The sequence below is a fragment of the Streptomyces sp. NPDC087300 genome (assembly GCF_044744425.1).
In the GTDB taxonomy this organism is placed as follows: Bacteria; Actinomycetota; Actinomycetes; order Streptomycetales; family Streptomycetaceae; genus Streptomyces.
On sequence record NZ_JBIUYI010000003.1, the window covers coordinates 599,452 to 616,306 of the forward strand.

Below are 16,855 nucleotides of genomic sequence, written 5' to 3' on the forward strand. Positions count from 1 at the left end.
GTGCGACCCGAGCCGTCCGGCGACGACCTGCTCAAGCGGGTGCTGAGGGCGTCCGCGGCCCGCGCGAGGCCCTATCAACTGCGCCAGGTGATCGCCGCGTTGACGGAGAGCGGCGTGGAGCTCGCGCAGGAGGAGCTGCTCGACGCGCTGTGGCTGGCCGGGCGGTTGCCCGAGGGCGCGTCGACGGCGCTGGCGCGGGTGGCGGGGGCGCTTCCACCGGCGGAACAGGCGCACGACGACGAGCGGGTGCCACCGGACGTCACGCCGGGCGGGGTCCCGCCGCTGCTCAGCAGGTCCGTGCCCTGGCGGCGACGCACCGAGGAGCCGGCCGCTCGACGGCAGCCCGACGCCGTCGAGCCGGCCCCGGCCACCGACGCGCGGACCGACACCCCGCACGTGCGCACGGCCGACGTCCGCCGTGCGCGCCCCCACCCCTCCCCCCTCTACGGCGGCACCGCCCCCGACCCCGCCCCGCACCACCGCACCGTCCCCGCCCGCCCCGTCCGCGCACCCGGCACCCGCGCCCTCGGCTCCCGCCAGCTCCAACTGGGGCGTGCGCTGCGACCGTTGAAGCAGACCGTGGCCGACCGCAGGCGCTGGGAGCTCGACGAGACGGCCACCGCGGACTCGACGGCCCACAGCGGCCTCACCGACGCCGTGCTTCGCCCCGCCCGTGCGCGCTGGCTCGATCTGACGCTGCTCGTGGACGACGGCGCCTCGATGCTCCTGTGGCAGCGGCTGGCCACCGAGACCCGGCTGCTCCTGGAGCGCAGCGGCGCCTTCCGTGACGTACGCGTCCACGGTCTCGACACCCGTACGCCGGGTGCCCCGCTGCTCGGCCGCCGCCCGTTCACGCCCGGCACCGCCGTGCTGCCGCCCGCCACCGTGACCGACCCCGGCGGCAACACGCTGATCCTCGTCCTCAGCGACGGCGTCGGCGCGGCCTGGCGGGACGGCCGGATGCCCGAACTCCTCAAGCAGTGGGGGCGGTTCGGCCCCACCGCCGTACTGCACGCGCTGCCGCCGCACCTGTGGGACGGCTCGGGCATCCGCGCCGAACGCTGGCAGGTCACCACCCGGCGGCGCGGCGCGCCCAACCTCACCTGGGACGTGGCGGATCCGGTGCTGCCGTCCGGGCTCGCCGCGTTCGACGGCATCCCCGTCCCGGTGCTCGCGCCCGAGCCCGGCCCGGTCGGCGCCTGGGCGGGCCTGGTCGCGTCGCCCGGGGCGAGCGCGGTCCTTCCGCTCCTGACGGCGCCCTTCGCGCCCGCTCAGGCGCCGCCCGCGGACCTGGACGCGGGACGGCGGGTGCTGCGGTTCCGGGACACGTCGTCCCCGGAGGCGTACCGCCTCGCCGCGCATCTCGCCGCGGTCGCCCCGGTGTCCGTACCGGTGATGCGGCTGGTGCAGGACGCGCTCGGCCCGGAGGTGACGACCGGGCATCTGGCGGAGGTGTTCCTGAGCGGCCTGATGGGGCGCTGCGACGGTGCCGTGGAACTCGCCCCGCAGCACCGGAGTTACGACGTCACGGCGGAGGCGCGCGACATCCTCCTGGGCACCGCGCCGGTCCGCGAACTCCTGCGCACCAGCCGTACGGTGACGGATCGTCTGGGCGAACTAGCGGGCCGTTCGGCCGACTTCCCCGCCTGGCTCGCCCACCCGGACGGCGCGGGCCGGGTCGGGGACGGCACGCGGCCGTTCGGCTGGGTGGACGAACGGCTCCTGCGCAGGCTCGGGGTGGGTGTTCCCCGGGACCGGGAGACGCCCGCGCCCGACGCCGGTCCCGAGCCTCCCCCGTACGTGGACGCGCCGGGTTCGGAGTGGCTCTCGCTGCGGCCCGCGAACCCCCGGTGGGCGGGCCCCTGGCGGCTGTTCGCCCGGCACGCGAGCGCGCGGTCCACCAGCGGGATGTTCCTCGGGCGGCGCGAGGACGGCCGGATCGCCGCGCTCCGGCTCACCCGCCCGGAATCGGTGCGCCGCGCCTCGCTGCCCCGGCAGGCCGAGGCGCTGCGCCTGCTCAGCTGCACGGCGGTGCCCCGGATCGTGGACATGGACCCGGCGGCACAGCCGTCCTGGCTCGCGACGGGGCTCTGTCTGGAGGACGGGGTGCCCGCCCCGCACATGGAAGGCCGTGTCCTGGCCGGCGAGCGGTACGACGACCCGGTGCTGTTCGCCGCGCTGGGCCAGCGGCTCGCGGGGGTCCTCGCGGACGCCCATGTGCGGGGCATCCTCCACGGCGACCTGGGGCAGCGCAGGGTGCTGCTCATGCGGGAAGGCGTGTGCGTCACCGGCTGGTGCGTGCAGGAGCACGCGGACGGCGCGGCCCACGACATCTCCAAGCTCGGTCTCGTGCTCCTGAAGGCCGCGGGTCCCGGCCTGCCCGCCTTCCTGACCGGCATCCTGGGGCGCTGCTCGTCGCCGCTGCTCGACGAGCGGCCGACGGCGGCCGAAGTGGCCGCGCACTTCGAGGCGTTCCTGGAGGCGGCCGTCCCGAGCGGTGGGTCCCGGGGCCCGCTGTCCGTGCCGCTCGGCCGGGGCGAGGACGGTGCCAACGTAGTACTGGACCTGCGCGGCATGGGACCGCACGGCATCATCCAGGGCACCGAGGCGGGCTGGACCGCCGTCCTCGACGAGATCGTCAGGGGCATCGCCGAGCGGCACCCCCCGGCAGCGGTGCAGTTCCACATGCTCGACTCGACCGAGCGGTATCTGCGGGCGACGACGCGCACCGCGCTGCCCCACGTCTTCACGGCCGCCGCCCCGCAGTCCCTGAAGTACGCGCTGGAGAGCGAGCGCGTGCGGCGCAGGAAGCTGCTCGCCGACGCCCGTGCGGCGGGCACCCCACGCCCGTTCCTGACCAGCCTGATCATGGTCCTCACCTGGCAGGGGCTGCCGGGTGACGTGGGCTGGCTCGAAGACCTCGGGATCCATCTCCTCCTCCTGGAGGGCGTGGAGCGGGGACCCATCGACTTCGACTTCCGCATCGACCTCACCGGCCGCGGCCCCGTGCTCCACCACGCGCGCACGCCCCCGCCCGGCATCCCCTTCCGGCTCCCGCTCCCCCGGCGCGTCCCGCTGGAGACCATGCTCGCCGACGAGTTCCTCGCCGCGGTGGCGCACGGCCGCGACGGGCACCACCAGGCGGCGCTGAGCTGGCTGGAGCGGCTCGGGGCCCGCCAGGACGAACACCTCGGCCCCGACCATCCGCATCTGCTGTCCACCCAGTACGAGACGGGCCATCTGCTGCTCGCCCTCGACCGCCTGGAGGAGGCCCTCGACACCTTCTCCGCCTGCGCCTCCAGCCGCGACTCCGTGCTCGGCAGGGAGCACGCCGACACCCTGACCACGCACCAGCAGTGCGCCTTCGTACTGGACCGCATGGGCCGCCACGAGGAAGCGCACACCATCTACCGCACGGTCCTCGCCCTCTGGACGTCGGTCCGTGGCGAGAACCACCGCGACACCCTGCTGTGCCGGCACAACCTGGCCGTCACCCTCATCGCGCTGCGCCGCTACGAGGAGGCGGTCTCCGAGGCCCGTGCCACCCGCGCAGGACGGGCGCTCACGCTCGGCGACGACCACCCCGACACCCTGGCGAGCGGCCACGAACTGGCCGTCGCGCTGAGCGGGGCGGGCCGGCTGCCGGAGGCCCTCGACATCGCGCGGAGCGTGCGCGACGCGCGCCGCAGGGTCCTCGGCCCCGACCACCCCGACACGCTCGCCACCGAGCGCATCAGGACCGACCCCCGGCCACCGGCGGGCTGACGTGGCCCCCGGCTACCCTTCCCCCGTGACCATCCAGGACTTCGCCACGTACATCGCAGGACTCCCCCGGGTGATCGTCGGGGCCGCCGCGCTCTTCCGCGACGCCGAGGGGCGCGTCCTGCTCGTCGAGCCCAACTACCGCGAGGGCTGGGCGCTGCCGGGCGGGACCGTCGAGTCCGACGCCGGGGAGACGCCCCGGCAGGGCGCCCGCAGGGAGACCGCGGAGGAGATCGGGCTCGACGTCACGCTCGGCCCGCTGCTCGCGGTGGACTGGGTGCCCGCGGGCGCCGAGCGGGTGCGGCCGCCGCTGGTCGCCTATCTGTACGACGGCGGGGTGCTCGACGAGGAGCGTCTGAAGTCGATCCGGCTCCAGGAGGAGGAGTTGCTCTCCTGGCGCCTGGTGGAGCGCGCGGACCTCGCCGGGCTGCTGCCGGGCGAGCTCGGCCGGCGGGTCGAGGCCGCGCTCGACGTCCTGGCGCACGGCGGCGGCACGGCGGAGCTGGAGGACGGCCACCGGGTGGCCTGATCCGACGGCCCCGCCCCCACGCGTTCCCCAGGGTTCGGAGCGGCCCGGCGCTCAGAACAGGGCGTCCGCGCCGCCCTCCGTACCGCCCTCGAAGGCGAGCAGCTGCCGCTTGCGGTCGAGCCCGCCGCCGTACCCCGTCAGACTGCCGTCGGCGCCGACGACGCGGTGGCAGGGCACGATCACGCCGATCGGGTTCTTGCCGTTGGCGAGGCCGACGGCACGCGAGGCGTTGGGCTTGCCGAGGGCCTCGGCGAGCTGGCCGTACGAGCGGGTCTCCCCGTACGGGATGCGCCGCAGCTCCTGCCACACGGACTGCTGGAACGGCGTGCCGGCCAGGCGCAGCGGCAGGTCGAACTCGGTCAGCTCACCGGCGAAGTAGCCCGCCAGCTGGCTGATCGCCTCGCCGAACGGCGCCGGATCGCGGTCGCCGAAGGTCTCCTGCGGCGGGCGGTGGCGCTGCTCGGTCATGTAGAGACCGCTGAGGACGCCGTCGGTGGCGACCAGCGTGAGCGGCCCGTAGGGGCTGTCGATGACGGTGTGCAGGCGTTCCATGAGTACGTCCCTTACGCGGGGATGGAGTTGATCGGGTGGTCGTCGATGGCCCACAGGTACTGGACCGCGTACGCCCGCCAGGGGCGCCAGGCCGCGGCGCGCGCGGTGAGCGCGGCCGGGGTGTGCGGCAGGCCCAACTCCTGTGCGGCGCGCCGGATCCCGAGGTCGGAGGCGAGGAAGGCGTCCGGGTCGCCGAGGGCCCGCAGCGCGATCACCTCGACCGTCCAGGGGCCGAACCCGGGCAGCTCGGCCAGCCGGGCGCGGGACTCCTCCCAGTCGCTCTCGGCGCCGAGCTTGAGGCTGCCGTCGGCTAGGCGGCCCACCAGCGTGGTCAGGGTGGCGCGGCGGCTGCGCGGCAGGGCGAGGGTCTCCGGGTCGAGCGCGGCGAGCTGGCCGGGAGTGGGGAAGAGGTGGGTGAGGCCGCCGTCGGGGTCGTCGACGGGCGTGCCGTGCGCGGTGACGAGGCGGGCCGCGTGGGTGCGGGCCGCGGCCGTGGAGACCTGCTGCCCGAGCACGGCGCGCACCGCGAACTCCGCCTCGTCGACGGTGCCGGGCACGCGTCGTCCCGGCGCCTTGTCGACGAGCGGCGCGAGCAGCGGATCGCGCCTCAACTGGCCGTCCACGGCGGCCGGATCGGCGTCCAGGTCGAGCATGCGGCGGCAGCGGCTGATGGCGATGGTGAGGTCGCGCGGGTCGGTGAGGCTGAGCCGGCAGCCGATGTGGTCGGGGTGCGGGGTGAGCGCGACGATGCCGTGCCCGAAGGGGAGGGAGAGGGTGCGCCGGTACGCCCCGTCGCGCCACTCCTCGACGCCGGGCACGCCGGTGGCGATGAGGTGCCCGAAGAGGTTGTCGGGGTTGAGCGGCTTGCGGAACGGCAGCCGCAGCGAGAGGACGCCGGGGGCCCCTGACGACACGGCCACGGCCGCGGCCGCGCCCGCCGGGGCACCGCCGCGCTTCGGCGCTCGGGCGCGCAGCTCGCCGGGGGCCAGCGCGAAGACCTCGCGCACGGTGTCGTTGAACGCGCGGATCGAGGCGAATCCCGCGGCGAAGGCGATCTCCGCCATGGGCAGCGCGGTCGTCTCGATGAGCAGCCGCGCGGTCTGGGCGCGCTGGGCGCGGGCGAGCGCGAGCGGTCCCGCGCCGAGCTCGGCGCGCAGCTGGCGCTCGACCTGCCGGGCGCTGTAGCCGAGCCGGGCGGCGAGACCGGGGACGCCGTCGCGGTCGACGACTCCGTCGCCGATCAGCCGCATGGCGCGGGCCACCAGGTCGGCCCGCTGGTTCCACTCGGGCGAGCCTGGGCTGCTGTCGGGGCGGCACCGCTTGCAGGCGCGGAACCCGGCCTGCTGGCAGGCCGCCGCGCTCGGGTAGAAGGTCATGTTCTCGGCCTTCGGCGGCACGACCGGGCAGCTGGGACGGCAGTAGATCCGTGTGGTGGTGACGGCCGTGAAGAACCATCCGTCGAAGCGGGCGTCCTTCGACTGAACGGCGCGCACGCAGCGCTCGGTGTCGGTGTGCATGCCTCAAGGATCGTCGATCCCGACCGTCCGGGCTGGCGAGAATCCGACATCAACCTCGCGTCACCAGGACCCGTGCACGCCCCCGCCGCCCTCGGGCGGCCCGCTCACGCGCTCCTGAGCCGCTTCCAGACCGCCTTCGCCGCGTTGTGCCCCGACATGCCGTGCACACCGGGTCCCGGCGGGGTCGCCGAGGAGCAGATGAAGACGGCGGGGTGCGGGGTGCGGTACGGGGAGAGGGAGAGCTTGGGGCGCAGCAGCAGCTGGAGTCCGCTGGCGGCTCCGCAGGCGATGTCGCCGCCCACGTAGTTCGCGTTGCGCGCGGCGAGCTCGGGCGGGCCCGCGGTGGCGCGGGCCAGGACGCGGTCGCGGAAGCCGGGCGCGAAGCGCTCCAGCTGCCGCTCGACCACCTCGGTCAGGTCACCGTCCCAGCCGCCCGGGACGTGGCCGTACGCCCAGAAGACGTGCTTGCCCGCCGGGGCCCTCGAAGGGTCGACGACGCTGGGCTGGACCGTGATCAGGAACGGCTTGTCCGGGGCGCGGCCCTCGCGCGACGCGGCGCGCAGCGCGGCGCCGATCTCGGTGCTGCTCGCGCCGATCTGGACGGTGCCCGCGGTGCGCGGCTCCTGGGCGGTCCACGGCACGGGTCCGTCGAGGGCGTAGTCGACCTTGAAGACGCTCGCCCCGTACCGGTAGCCCTCGTAGGCGCGGCCGAGGCCGGCGATCCTGGCGAGGGCGGTCGGCGAGGTGTCGAAGACATAGGCGCGGGCGGGCGGCAGGTCGTCGAGCCGCTTGACCTCGTAGTCCGTGTGGACGGTGCCGCCGAGGTCCTTCAGGTACGCGGTGAGCGCGTCGGAGATGGACTGCGAGCCGCCGCGCGCGACCGGCCAGCCGCGGGCGTGCGCGGCCAGTGCGAAGACCATGCCGACGCCGCCGGTGACAATGCCGTCGAGGGGCGCGATGACATGGGCGACGAGACCGGCGAAGAGCGCGCGTGCGCGGTCGTCGCGGAAGCGCCGCATCAGCCAGGTCGAGGGCGGCAGACCGGCGAGCCCGAACCGGGCCAGCGTGACGGGGTCCCGGGGCAGGGAGCTGAGCGGCAGCGACATGAAGTCCCGCAGCAGGACGTCCCACTTGCCGACGAAGGGCTCCACCAGGCGTCGGTAGGCCCCCGCGTCACGCGGCCCGAACGAGGCGGCGGTCTCGGCGATGGAACGCGAGAGCACGGCGGCGGTGCCGTCCAGGAAGGGGTGCGCCATCGGCAGCGGGGCGTGCAGCCACTCCAGGCCGTACCGCTCCAGGGGCATGGCGCGGAACGCCGGGGAGTTGACGCCCAGCGGGTGGGCGGCGGAGCAGGGGTCGTGCCGGAAGCCGGGCAGCGTCAGCTCTTCGGTGCGCGCACCGCCCCCCACCGTGTCCCTGGCCTCGAAGACGGCCACGGAGAAGCCGCGGCGGGCCAGCTCGACGGCGGCGGTCAGCCCGTTCGGTCCCGCCCCCACGACGACGGCATCAAGCATCGACGGCACCTTCGGACTCCTTCGTCAGCCGATGGCCACTGGCGCCCAGGATAGGCCGGGGCACCTCCGCCGCGGTCGGCGCGGTCCCCCTGGGCGGGCGCGGGCCCCCGGCCCTGCGGCCCGTGCGGTTCAGTTCGTGCCCGCCGGGACGCTCCGGGCGTCCCGTGCGGACGCTCAGGCCGGGCCGGCGAGGAGGTCCCGTACACGCCGTGCCGTGGCGGCGTCGCGCGCGGCGGTGAACGGCAGCGCGTTGCCGCCGGCTATCCGGAACGGCTCGCCCGTCAGGGTCAGGTCGGCGCCCCCGGCCTCGGCGACGAGCAGCAAACCCGCCGCGTGGTCCCAGGCCAGCTCCCAGGAGAAGGCGACCGCGTCCAACTCGCCCTTGGCGATGGCGAGATATTCGAGACCCGCCGAGCCGCAGGGCCGCGGCCGCACGCCCTCGGTGCGCAGCCCGCTCAGCGCCCGCTTCTGGTCGTCGGTGGTGAAGTCCGGGTGCGAGGTGGCCACTTCGATGTCCGCGCCGGGCTCGGGCGAGCCCGCGACCAGCGGCCGCCCGTCGAGCAGGGCGCCCTTGCCGCGGATGGCCACCGCGAACTCGTCCAGCGCGGGCGCGTACGTCCAGGAGGCCTGGACCTCGCCGTCGACCGCGAGGGCGACCAGCATGCAGAAGCCGGGGTCGCCGTTCACGAACTGCCGGGTCCCGTCGACCGGGTCGACGATCCAGACCGGGGCCGCGCCGCGTATCGCCTCGTACCGCGTCGGGTCCGCGTGCACCGCCTCCTCGCCGACCACGACCGAGCCGGGGAGCAGCGCGGCGAGGTCGGCGGTCAGCTGCTCCTCGGCGCGGCGGTCGGCGACCGTGACCACGTCGTGCGGCCCGGACTTCTCGACCACGTCGCCCTCCGCGAGCTGCCGGAACCGGGGCATGACCTCGGCCGCGGCGGCCTTGCGGAGGGCCTCTTCAACGCCGTGCACGCCGTGCATCAGAAACTTTTCGATCATGCGTCCATGAGAGCACGCCCCACTGACATCCCGTACGCCCCACCTGAACGCCCCCTTACCTCACGGTGAACCTCCCGTGCCGCTCCCCGTCGCCCGCCCACTCTCTCACCGCCCCACGGCGTACCCCTGCATCCCGCGGGGATTGGCCGCCGCGGACAGGACACCGGTACGCGGATCGCGCGCCACGGCGCACAGCCGCCCCTCCGACCACGGTCCTCCCACCGTCACGTCGTGCCCCCGCCGCCGCAGCTCCGCCACCACCTCGGGGTCCGTGCGCGACTCGACCGTGAGGCTGCCCGCGTGCATCTCGCGCGGGTGGAAGGAGCCGGGGAAGGCGTCGGTGTGCCAGTTGGGGGCGTCGATCGCGCCTTGCAGGTCGAGGCCGCCGCGCACCGCGTCCCGCAGCGCCACACCCAGGAAGAAGTGCACCTGCCACTGGTCCTGCTGGTCACCGCCCGGGGTGCCGAACGCCAGCACCGGCACGCCGTCCTTGAGCGCGAGGGACGGCGAGAGCGTGGTCCGCGGCCGCCGTCCGGGGGCGAGCGAGTTGGGCAGCCCCTCCTCCAGCCACGCCATCTGGAGCCGGGTGCCGAGCGGGAAGCCGAGCTCGGGCACGACGGGGTTGGACTGCAGCCAGCCGCCGCTGGGCGTCGCCGAGATCATGTTGCCCCAGCGGTCCACGATGTCGAGGTGGCAGGTGTCGCCGCGGGTCCCGCCGTCGCCCGCCACGGTCGGCTCGCCCGCCCCCGCTGCCGCGACGCCGCCCGCAGCGTCGGCGTGCGGCCGCTCCCCCGCGGCCACCGCCCTGGCGTGCGCCGAGAGCCTGGGCTCGCGTCCGCCGGGGCTCCCGGGGCGCAGCTCGTGCGAGGCCTTCTCGCCGACGAGCCGTCGCCGCAGGGCGTTGTACTCGGCCGACAGGAGCTCGGCGACGGGCACGTCCCCTGCCCCGCCGCCCGCGTCCCCGTACCAGGCCTCGCGGTCGGCCATGGCCAACTTGCAGCCCTCGACCAGGAGATGGATGTACTCGGCGGAGCCGTACGCGGGCAGCTCCGTCATCGCGCGGGGCAGCAGGGCGAACTGCTGGAGGAGAGCGGGCCCCTGGCTCCAGGCGCCTGCCTTGCACAGCGTCCAGCCGTGCCAGTCGTAGGTGACGGGGGCCTCGTACCCCGCGGACCAGTCGCGCAGGTCGTCCGCCGTGAGCGTCCCGGTGTGCCGCTGTCCGCTGGTGTCCATGGTGGGCCGCCCGGCCTGCCGCACCAGCGCTTCGGCGATGAAGCCGGTGCGCCAGACCTCGCGCGCGGCGTCGATCTCCGCGGTCCGGCCGCCCCCGTCGGCCGCCGCCGTCTCCCGCGCCTCGGCTATGAGCCGTCGCCAGGTGGCCGCGAGCGCCGGATTGCGGAACAGCTCGCCGGTGCGCGGCGGTTCGCCGTCCGGCAGATAGACGTCTGCGGAGGTGGGCCACTCCCGCTCGAAGAGTTCGCGGACCGTCGCCACGGTCTCCACGACGCGCTCCACGGGCGCGTGCCCGTCCTCCGCGTACCCGATGGCGTACTTCAGGACGTCGGCGAGCGTCTTCGTGCCGTGGTCGCGCAGGAGCAGCAGCCAGGCGTCGAAGGCGCCGGGCACCGCGGCGGCCAGCGGTCCGGTGCCGGGCACCAGGTCGAGCCCCAGCGAGCGGTAGTGGGCCACGGTGGCCCCGGCGGGGGCCGGGCCCTGGCCGCAGAGCACGCGCACCTCTCCGCCCGTGGGCGCGAGGATGATCGGGACCTCGCCCGCGGGCCCGTTGAGGTGCGGCTCGACCACGTGCAGCACGAACCCGGCGGCGACCGCCGCGTCGTAGGCGTTGCCGCCGTCCTCCAGGACGGCCATCGCGGACTGGGAGGCGAGCCAGTGGGTGGACGACACCATGCCGAAGGTGCCCTGGAGTGTGGGACGCGTCGTGAACATGATCCGCAGGCTAGCGCCGGTGGCGAGGCGCCCGCCGGGCGATCGTCCGCCCCGGGCAGGACACGGTCGGCGCCCTGACAGGACACAGTCGACGTAAGGAATAATTCGGAACGGCCGCGGCAGGCCGAACCGACCCCTGGGCATGGAGGCAGCACGGTGCACGGTGAGTACAAGGTCCCCGGCGGCAAGCTCGTCGTGGTGGATCTGGACGTCGAGGACGGCGCGTTGCGGCACACGCGCGTGGCCGGTGATTTCTTCCTGGAGCCCGACGAGGCGCTCGACGCGATCAACGGAGCGCTCGACGGCGCCCCCGCCGACACGGACACCGCGGGCCTCGCCGCCCGGATCGAGGCGGCGCTCCCCGAGGGCACCGTGATGTACGGCCTGACGTCGGACGGGATCGGCGTCGCGGTGCGCCGCGCCCTGGCGCACGCGACGGACTGGACCGACTACGACTGGCAGCTCGTGCACGAGGGCCCGCAGGCGCCCGCCCTGCACATGGCGCTCGACGAGGTGATCACCCAGGAGGTCGCGGCGGGCCGGCGCCCGCCGACGCTGCGCGTGTGGGAGTGGGGCGCCCCTTCGGTGATCATCGGCAGTTTCCAGTCGCTCGCCAACGAGGTCGATCCGGAGGGCGCGGCCCGGCACGGCATCGACGTCGTCCGCAGGATCTCCGGCGGCGGCGCGATGTTCGTGGAGCCCGGCAACACCATCACGTACTCCCTGTCCGTGCCCGAGGCCCTCGTCCAGGGGCTCTCCTTCCAGGACAGCTACGCCTATCTCGACGACTGGGTGCTCGGCGCACTCGCCGACATGGGCATCAAGGCGTGGTACCAGCCGCTGAACGACATCGCGACGGACGCGGGGAAGATCGCGGGGGCCGCGCAGAAGCGCATGGTGGCGCCCGGCGGCGGCCCCGGCGCGGTGCTGCACCACGTGACGATGTCGTACGACATCGACGCGGACAAGATGCTGGAGGTGCTGCGCATCGGCAAGGAGAAGCTGTCCGACAAGGGGACCAAGAGCGCCAAGAAGCGCGTGGACCCGCTGCGTCGCCAGACGGGGCTGCCGCGCGAGGCGGTCATCGAGCGGATGATCGACTCCTTCCGCGGGCGGTACGGCCTGACGGACGGCAAGGTCACCGACGAGGAGCTGGCGCGGGCGCGGGATCTCGCCGCGACGAAGTTCAGCTCGCCGGAGTGGACGGCGCGGGTGCCGTAGGCCGGTCGCCGGGGCGCCCGGCCAGTTCGTCCTCGGGGCTGCGCTGCCAGGCGGTGGTGCCGAGCATGCCCGTCTCGCCTATGTCGAGGCCGCCGTCCGGCTCGATGGTCTGCCGGGCCGCGCCCTTGCCGGTGCCGATCTCCACATAGACGCCGCTGCCCGCGAGGGTGGCGGCGTCGACGGCCGAGTACCGCCAGACCAGCGAGGTGTACGCGGATTCGCCCGGCTTCAGGGTGACCCGGCGCGGTCCGGGGTCGTCCATGGTGGTGACCGGCTCGGTGCCCTTGAGCACGTTCACGCGGAACAGCTGCTTGTCCACGCCGCGGACGCGGATGTCCGGGTAGCCGTTGAGCTGCCGCGTCCCCTTGCCGCAGTTGGTCACGGTCACCGACATCGCGCGCAGGCCCATCGTCGCGGTCACCATGCCGGGGGACATCGTCACACCGGACTTCGGGCAGCGCGGGGTGCCGGTGGCAGGCGCGTCGGGGCCGAGCTCCACGTCCTCGGGGCCGTGGGAGGCCGATGCGGTCGGGGCTGGCCCCGCGGACCCGGGCCCGGACCCGGTGTCCGTCGCCGTCGGCTCGCGCTCCGGGTTCGCCTCGCGGTCGAGCTCCGCGGACAGCCCGCAGCCGGCCACGAGGAGCGCGGTCGCCGACAGGGCCACGGCATGTCTGAGCGGTCTCGGTATGACGGTCACGCCGCGATCATGCCATGACGGTCGCGGAGCACGGTTTCGGGGCAATTCGGTCTACACCTCGCCGTTCCTCGCCGTCACCAGGCCCGACTCGTAGGCGAACACGACCAGTTGGGCCCGGTCGCGCGCGGCCAGCTTGGTCATCGCGCGGCTCACATGGGTCTTGGCCGTGAACGGGCTGATGACCATGTGCGCGGCGATCTCCTCGTTCGTGAGACCGCGTGCGACCAGGGCGGTCACCTCGCGCTCGCGCCGGGTGAGGGTCTCCAGGCCGGGCGCGCTCGTCCGGTCGGGGGGCCGGGCGACGAACTCGCCGATCAGGCTGCGCGTCACCGAGGGCGAGAGCAACGCCTCGCCGCGCGCGACGACTTCGATGCCCTGCAACAGGGCGGCGGGCTCGGTGTCCTTGAGCAGGAATCCGCTGGCCCCGGCGCGCAGCGCATCGAAGACGTACTCGTCGTGGCCGTAGTTGGTGAGGATCACCACGCGCACGGCGGCCAGGCGTGGTTCGGCGACGATCCTGCGGGTGGCCTCGATGCCGGTCATCACGGGCATCTGCACGTCGAGGAGCGCGACGTCGGGCACCTGCTCGCGTACGACGGCGACGCCCTCCGCGCCGTCGGCGCCCTCCCCCACGACCTCGATGCCGTCCTCCGCGTCGAGCAGCGCCCTGAAGCCGGCGCGCATCAGGGCCTGGTCGTCGACGAGCACGACGCGGATCACTGCGCCGCTCCCTTGAGCCGCTGCCCGCCGACCGGTCCGGGGCTCGCGGCGCTTCCGGCGACCTGGCCGGCGCTCCCGTCGATCCGCGCTTCGAGCCGCACGCCGGGCGTTCCGTCCGAGGTTCGGTCCGGCATGCCGTCGAGTCGCCCGTCCAGCGGCAGTTCGGCCCGGACCGCGAACCCGCCCTCCGCGCGCGGCCCCGCCGACAGCGCACCGCCCAGGGCCGCGACGCGCTCCCGCATCCCGGTCAGGCCGGTGCCCTCCACCGGCGGGCGCGCCGCGTCACCGGCCCCGTCGTCCTCCACCCGGATCCCCAACTCCCTTTCCCCATAGCCGATGCGCACCCGCACGAGCGCCGAGCCGCCCGCGTGCCGCGCCGCGTTGGTCAGGCACTCCTGCACGATGCGGTAGGCGGCCCTGTCCAGCTCCGGCGAGAGGGGGCGCTCGCGCCCGGTCACCGTCAGCTCGACCGCGAGCCCCGCCGAGCGGGCCCGCTCCACGAGCAGGGCGGGACTCCCGGTGGGCTCGTCGGTGCGCAACACCTCAAGCGTGGAGCGGAGTTCACGCATCGCCTCGCCGCTCGCCTCCTGGATGGCGAGCAGCGCGGGCGGCACCTCCTCGCCGCGCTTGCGCGCCAAGTGCACGGCGACGCCCGCCTGGAGCTTGACGATCGAGATGCTGTGGGTGAGCGAGTCGTGCAGCTCGCGCGCGATCCGCAGGCGTTCCTCGCCCGCCCTGCGCAGCGCCGCCTCCTCGCGGGTCCGCTCGGCCTCCAGGGCGCGTTCCTCGGTCTGGCGCAGATACGCCTGCCAGGTCTTGCCCGCGACGCCCATGGCGAGCGCGCACACGAACCACCCGGCGAGCAGCAGGGTCCGCTCGACGATGCCGGGGTCCCCCGGGTCCGCCGCGAAGAACCCCACGAGGAACACGGCGCTCGCGGCGAGGCCCGCGCCGCGGTGCCCCCGGTGGGCGGCCATGTGCACCGCGCCGAGCACCGGAAACGCGGCCGTGGCACTGGGCTCGGTGTGCAGCACGAAGCCGGTGAGGCAGGCCGTGGTGACGGCGAGCACGACGCGGGGCAGGGACCGGTGCGCGGTGAGCGCGAGGGAACCGGCGCACAGGAGGGCGTAGTCGACGGCGGTCGCCTCGCCCTGGTACGCCGACGCGACGATCACGAGCGCCGCCATGAGGACGCCGAGCGTCACGTCGGCGGCCGGCCCGCGCCACCCCGGAACTGCGTGGGCGTCCCGCGCCCCGGCCCCCTTCATGCTCCGCACCCTAACCGCCGCCACCGACAACGGCGTCCCCCGCACGGACCCCTCCCCGGCTACTCCCACGGGAGTAGTCCCGTCGAGGCGCGGCCCGGGTGAGGTAGGCCTAACTCCCTTCCCGTGTACGACGACCGGGGGTACCCCTCGCGGCCAGCATCGGTACCCGGACAGCAGAGGGAGCGACCATGAGGACCACCGTGACCACGACCGCCACGACCGCCACCGCGAATCCGAATGCCCGTCAGGAAGAGCTCTGGAACGGCCCGTTGGGCCACCACTGGGCCGAACAGCAGGACCGTTACGACGCGATGAGCTCCGCGCTCGACGACCGCCTCTTCGAAGCGGCCGCCCTCCGCAACGGCGACCGGGTCCTGGACATCGGCTGCGGCGCGGGCACCGTCACGCGCACGGCGGCCCGGCTCGCGGGCCTCGGCAACGCGGTCGGCGTCGACATCTCCGCGCCGCTCCTGGCACGCGCCCGGGCACGGGCCAAGGCCGAGCGCGTCAGGAACGTCACGTTCCAGCAGGCCGACGCGCAGACGTACCCGTTCCCCGTGGCCGGGTACGACGTGGCGATCAGCAGGGGCGGCGTGATGTTCTTCGCCGATCACGCCGCGGCCTTCGACAACATCGCCCGCGCCCTGATGCCCGGCGGCCGCCTGGTCTTCGCCTGCCCGCGGCTCAAGGGCGACGCCGGCACGGAGGAGTCCACGGCTCTCGCCCTGCTGTCCGATCTGCTCGACGCGAGCGAGCCCACCGGCACCGCCCCGGCCCCCGACACCGCCGACGCCCGCACCGCCATGGCCTCCCTCTCCGACCCCGACCACATCCGCGGGTCGCTGGCCGCGTACGACGACGTGAGCGTCACCCCGCTGACCGTCGAGACCCACTGGGGCCGCGACCCCTCGGACGCGGTCGACTTCCTCCTGACCCGCACCCCGGGCCGCACCCTCTCCCTCGCCCAACGCGTGGCCGCGGAGGACACCCTGCGCCCCTACGCGACCCCGGCGGGCGTCCGCATGCGGGCGGCGGTCTGGCTGGTGACCGCGGTGCGCCCGCGCACCTGACCGGCGCCGCACGCTCCGGGTGCGGTCACGCGAACGCGGGGACGATCCGCGTGCCGTACGCGTCGATGACGTCCTCCCTGGCGTCGTGCATCGCGTACAGCGCGAACTGGTCGACGCCCAAGTCGCGCAGTTCCCGCAGGCGTTCGAGGTGGGACGCGACGGGGCCGACCAGGCAGAAGCGGTCGACGATCTCGTCGGGGACGAAGGCGGTGTCGGGGTTGTCGGTGCGGCCGTGGTGGCTGTAGTCGTAGCCCTCGCGGGCCTTGATGTACTCGGTGAGGGCCTCGGGCACCATCGAGGAATGCTCGCCGTACTTGGCGACGAGGTCGGCGACGTGGTTGCCGACCATGCCGCCGAACCAGCGGCACTGCTCGCGGGCGTGCGCGAGGTCGTCGCTCACGTAGGCGGGCGCGGCGACGCAGATCTTCACGTCGGCCGGGTCACGGCCCGCTTCGGCCGCCGCGTCCCGCACCGCCTTGATCATCCACTCGGTGAGGTAGGGGTCGGCGAGCTGGAGGATGAACCCGTCGGCCTTCTGCCCGGCGAGGGCGAGGGCCTTGGGCCCGTACGCCGCCATCCACACCGGCAGCTTCCCCTCGCGCACCCACGGCAGCCGCAGCGTCTGCCCGCCGACGTCGGCGGAGCGGCCCTCGCCGAGATCGCGGATGACGTCGATGGCCTCGCCGAGCCGGGCCAGGGTGTTGGGCTTGCGCCCGGCCACGCGCATCGCGGAGTCGCCGCGTCCGATGCCGCAGACGGTGCGGTTGCCGTACATGTCGTTGAGGGTGGCGAAGGTGGAGGCGGTCACTTCCCAGGTCCTGGTCCCCGGGTTGGTGACCATGGGTCCCACGATCAGCCGCTCGGTGTGTTCCAGGATGCGGCTGTAGACGACGAACGGCTCCTGCCAGAGCACCGCGGAGTCGAACGTCCACCCGTAGCGGAAGCCGTTGCGTTCCGCGCGTTGCATGAGTTCGACGACCGTCGAAGCGGGCGGGTCGGTCTGGAGCACAAGGCCGAAATCCACGGCAGGACCTCCTCGTTCAGGTACTGAGCTCG

General features: G+C 74.6%; 13 protein-coding genes. 4 read left to right on the forward strand and 9 right to left on the reverse strand.

The genetic code is table 11. The features are described from left to right. Together ACIO9J_RS13500 and ACIO9J_RS13505 are read left to right on the forward strand one after the other, a co-directional pair. Entirely contained in the window at positions 1-3,765 is a 3,765-nt protein-coding gene (locus ACIO9J_RS13500) for an SAV_2336 N-terminal domain-related protein (protein WP_401997271.1), read from the forward strand. Between the two features lie 25 nt (positions 3,766-3,790). Continuing rightward, entirely contained in the window at positions 3,791-4,291 is a 501-nt protein-coding gene (locus tag ACIO9J_RS13505) for an NUDIX domain-containing protein (RefSeq protein ID WP_401997274.1), read from the forward strand. Positions 4,292-4,342: 51 nt separating this feature from the next. Here the strand turns inward: ACIO9J_RS13505 and ACIO9J_RS13510 are convergent, their stop codons facing one another. The 5 genes from ACIO9J_RS13510 to ACIO9J_RS13530 all read right to left on the reverse strand — a co-directional run bounded on the left by ACIO9J_RS13510 (position 4,343) and on the right by ACIO9J_RS13530 (position 10,823). Then, positions 4,343-4,843, reverse strand: coding sequence for a methylated-DNA--[protein]-cysteine S-methyltransferase (locus tag ACIO9J_RS13510; protein WP_401997276.1), 501 nt, complete (start codon positions 4,841-4,843; stop codon positions 4,343-4,345). 11 nt (positions 4,844-4,854) lie between these two features. Then, positions 4,855-6,360: an AlkA N-terminal domain-containing protein gene (locus ACIO9J_RS13515; protein ID WP_401997278.1), complete on the reverse strand. Its 1,506-nt coding sequence runs from the start codon at positions 6,358-6,360 to the stop codon at positions 4,855-4,857. A 104-nt stretch (positions 6,361-6,464) separates the two neighbouring features. Continuing rightward, on the reverse strand, positions 6,465-7,874 hold the full coding sequence (locus ACIO9J_RS13520; RefSeq protein WP_401998579.1) for a phytoene desaturase family protein: 1,410 nt from the start codon (positions 7,872-7,874) through the stop codon (positions 6,465-6,467). Between the two features lie 174 nt (positions 7,875-8,048). Continuing rightward, complete coding sequence (locus ACIO9J_RS13525) at positions 8,049-8,876, reverse strand: inositol monophosphatase family protein (RefSeq protein ID WP_401997281.1); 828 nt, start codon at positions 8,874-8,876, stop codon at positions 8,049-8,051. Between the two features lie 105 nt (positions 8,877-8,981). Continuing rightward, complete coding sequence (locus ACIO9J_RS13530; protein WP_401997284.1) at positions 8,982-10,823, reverse strand: gamma-glutamyltransferase family protein; 1,842 nt, start codon at positions 10,821-10,823, stop codon at positions 8,982-8,984. Positions 10,824-10,979: 156 nt separating this feature from the next. Between ACIO9J_RS13530 and ACIO9J_RS13535 the strand changes: the two genes are divergently transcribed. Further along, entirely contained in the window at positions 10,980-12,044 is a 1,065-nt protein-coding gene (locus ACIO9J_RS13535) for a biotin/lipoate A/B protein ligase family protein (protein WP_401997287.1), read from the forward strand. On the opposite strand, the gene ACIO9J_RS13540 is transcribed toward ACIO9J_RS13535, so the two are convergent. The 3 genes from ACIO9J_RS13540 to ACIO9J_RS13550 are packed head-to-tail and all read right to left on the reverse strand — an operon-like array spanning position 12,010 to position 14,729. Next, complete coding sequence (locus tag ACIO9J_RS13540) at positions 12,010-12,741, reverse strand: DUF4232 domain-containing protein (RefSeq protein WP_401997289.1); 732 nt, start codon at positions 12,739-12,741, stop codon at positions 12,010-12,012. The genes ACIO9J_RS13535 and ACIO9J_RS13540 overlap by 35 nt on opposite strands. Before the next feature lie 51 nt (positions 12,742-12,792). After that, positions 12,793-13,461, reverse strand: coding sequence for a response regulator (locus ACIO9J_RS13545; protein ID WP_401997292.1), 669 nt, complete (start codon positions 13,459-13,461; stop codon positions 12,793-12,795). Next, positions 13,458-14,729, reverse strand: a complete 1,272-nt coding sequence (locus ACIO9J_RS13550; RefSeq protein WP_401997295.1) for a sensor histidine kinase — start codon at positions 14,727-14,729, stop codon at positions 13,458-13,460. The genes ACIO9J_RS13545 and ACIO9J_RS13550 overlap by 4 nt, the downstream gene beginning before the upstream one ends. Positions 14,730-14,917: 188 nt before the next feature. Between ACIO9J_RS13550 and ACIO9J_RS13555 the strand changes: the two genes are divergently transcribed. Further along, positions 14,918-15,799, forward strand: a complete 882-nt coding sequence (locus ACIO9J_RS13555) for a class I SAM-dependent methyltransferase (protein ID WP_401997298.1) — start codon at positions 14,918-14,920, stop codon at positions 15,797-15,799. Between the two features lie 25 nt (positions 15,800-15,824). Here the strand turns inward: ACIO9J_RS13555 and ACIO9J_RS13560 are convergent, their stop codons facing one another. Beyond that, positions 15,825-16,823, reverse strand: coding sequence for a TIGR03842 family LLM class F420-dependent oxidoreductase (locus tag ACIO9J_RS13560; RefSeq protein WP_401997301.1), 999 nt, complete (start codon positions 16,821-16,823; stop codon positions 15,825-15,827). Between the last annotated feature and the right edge of the window lie 32 nt (positions 16,824-16,855).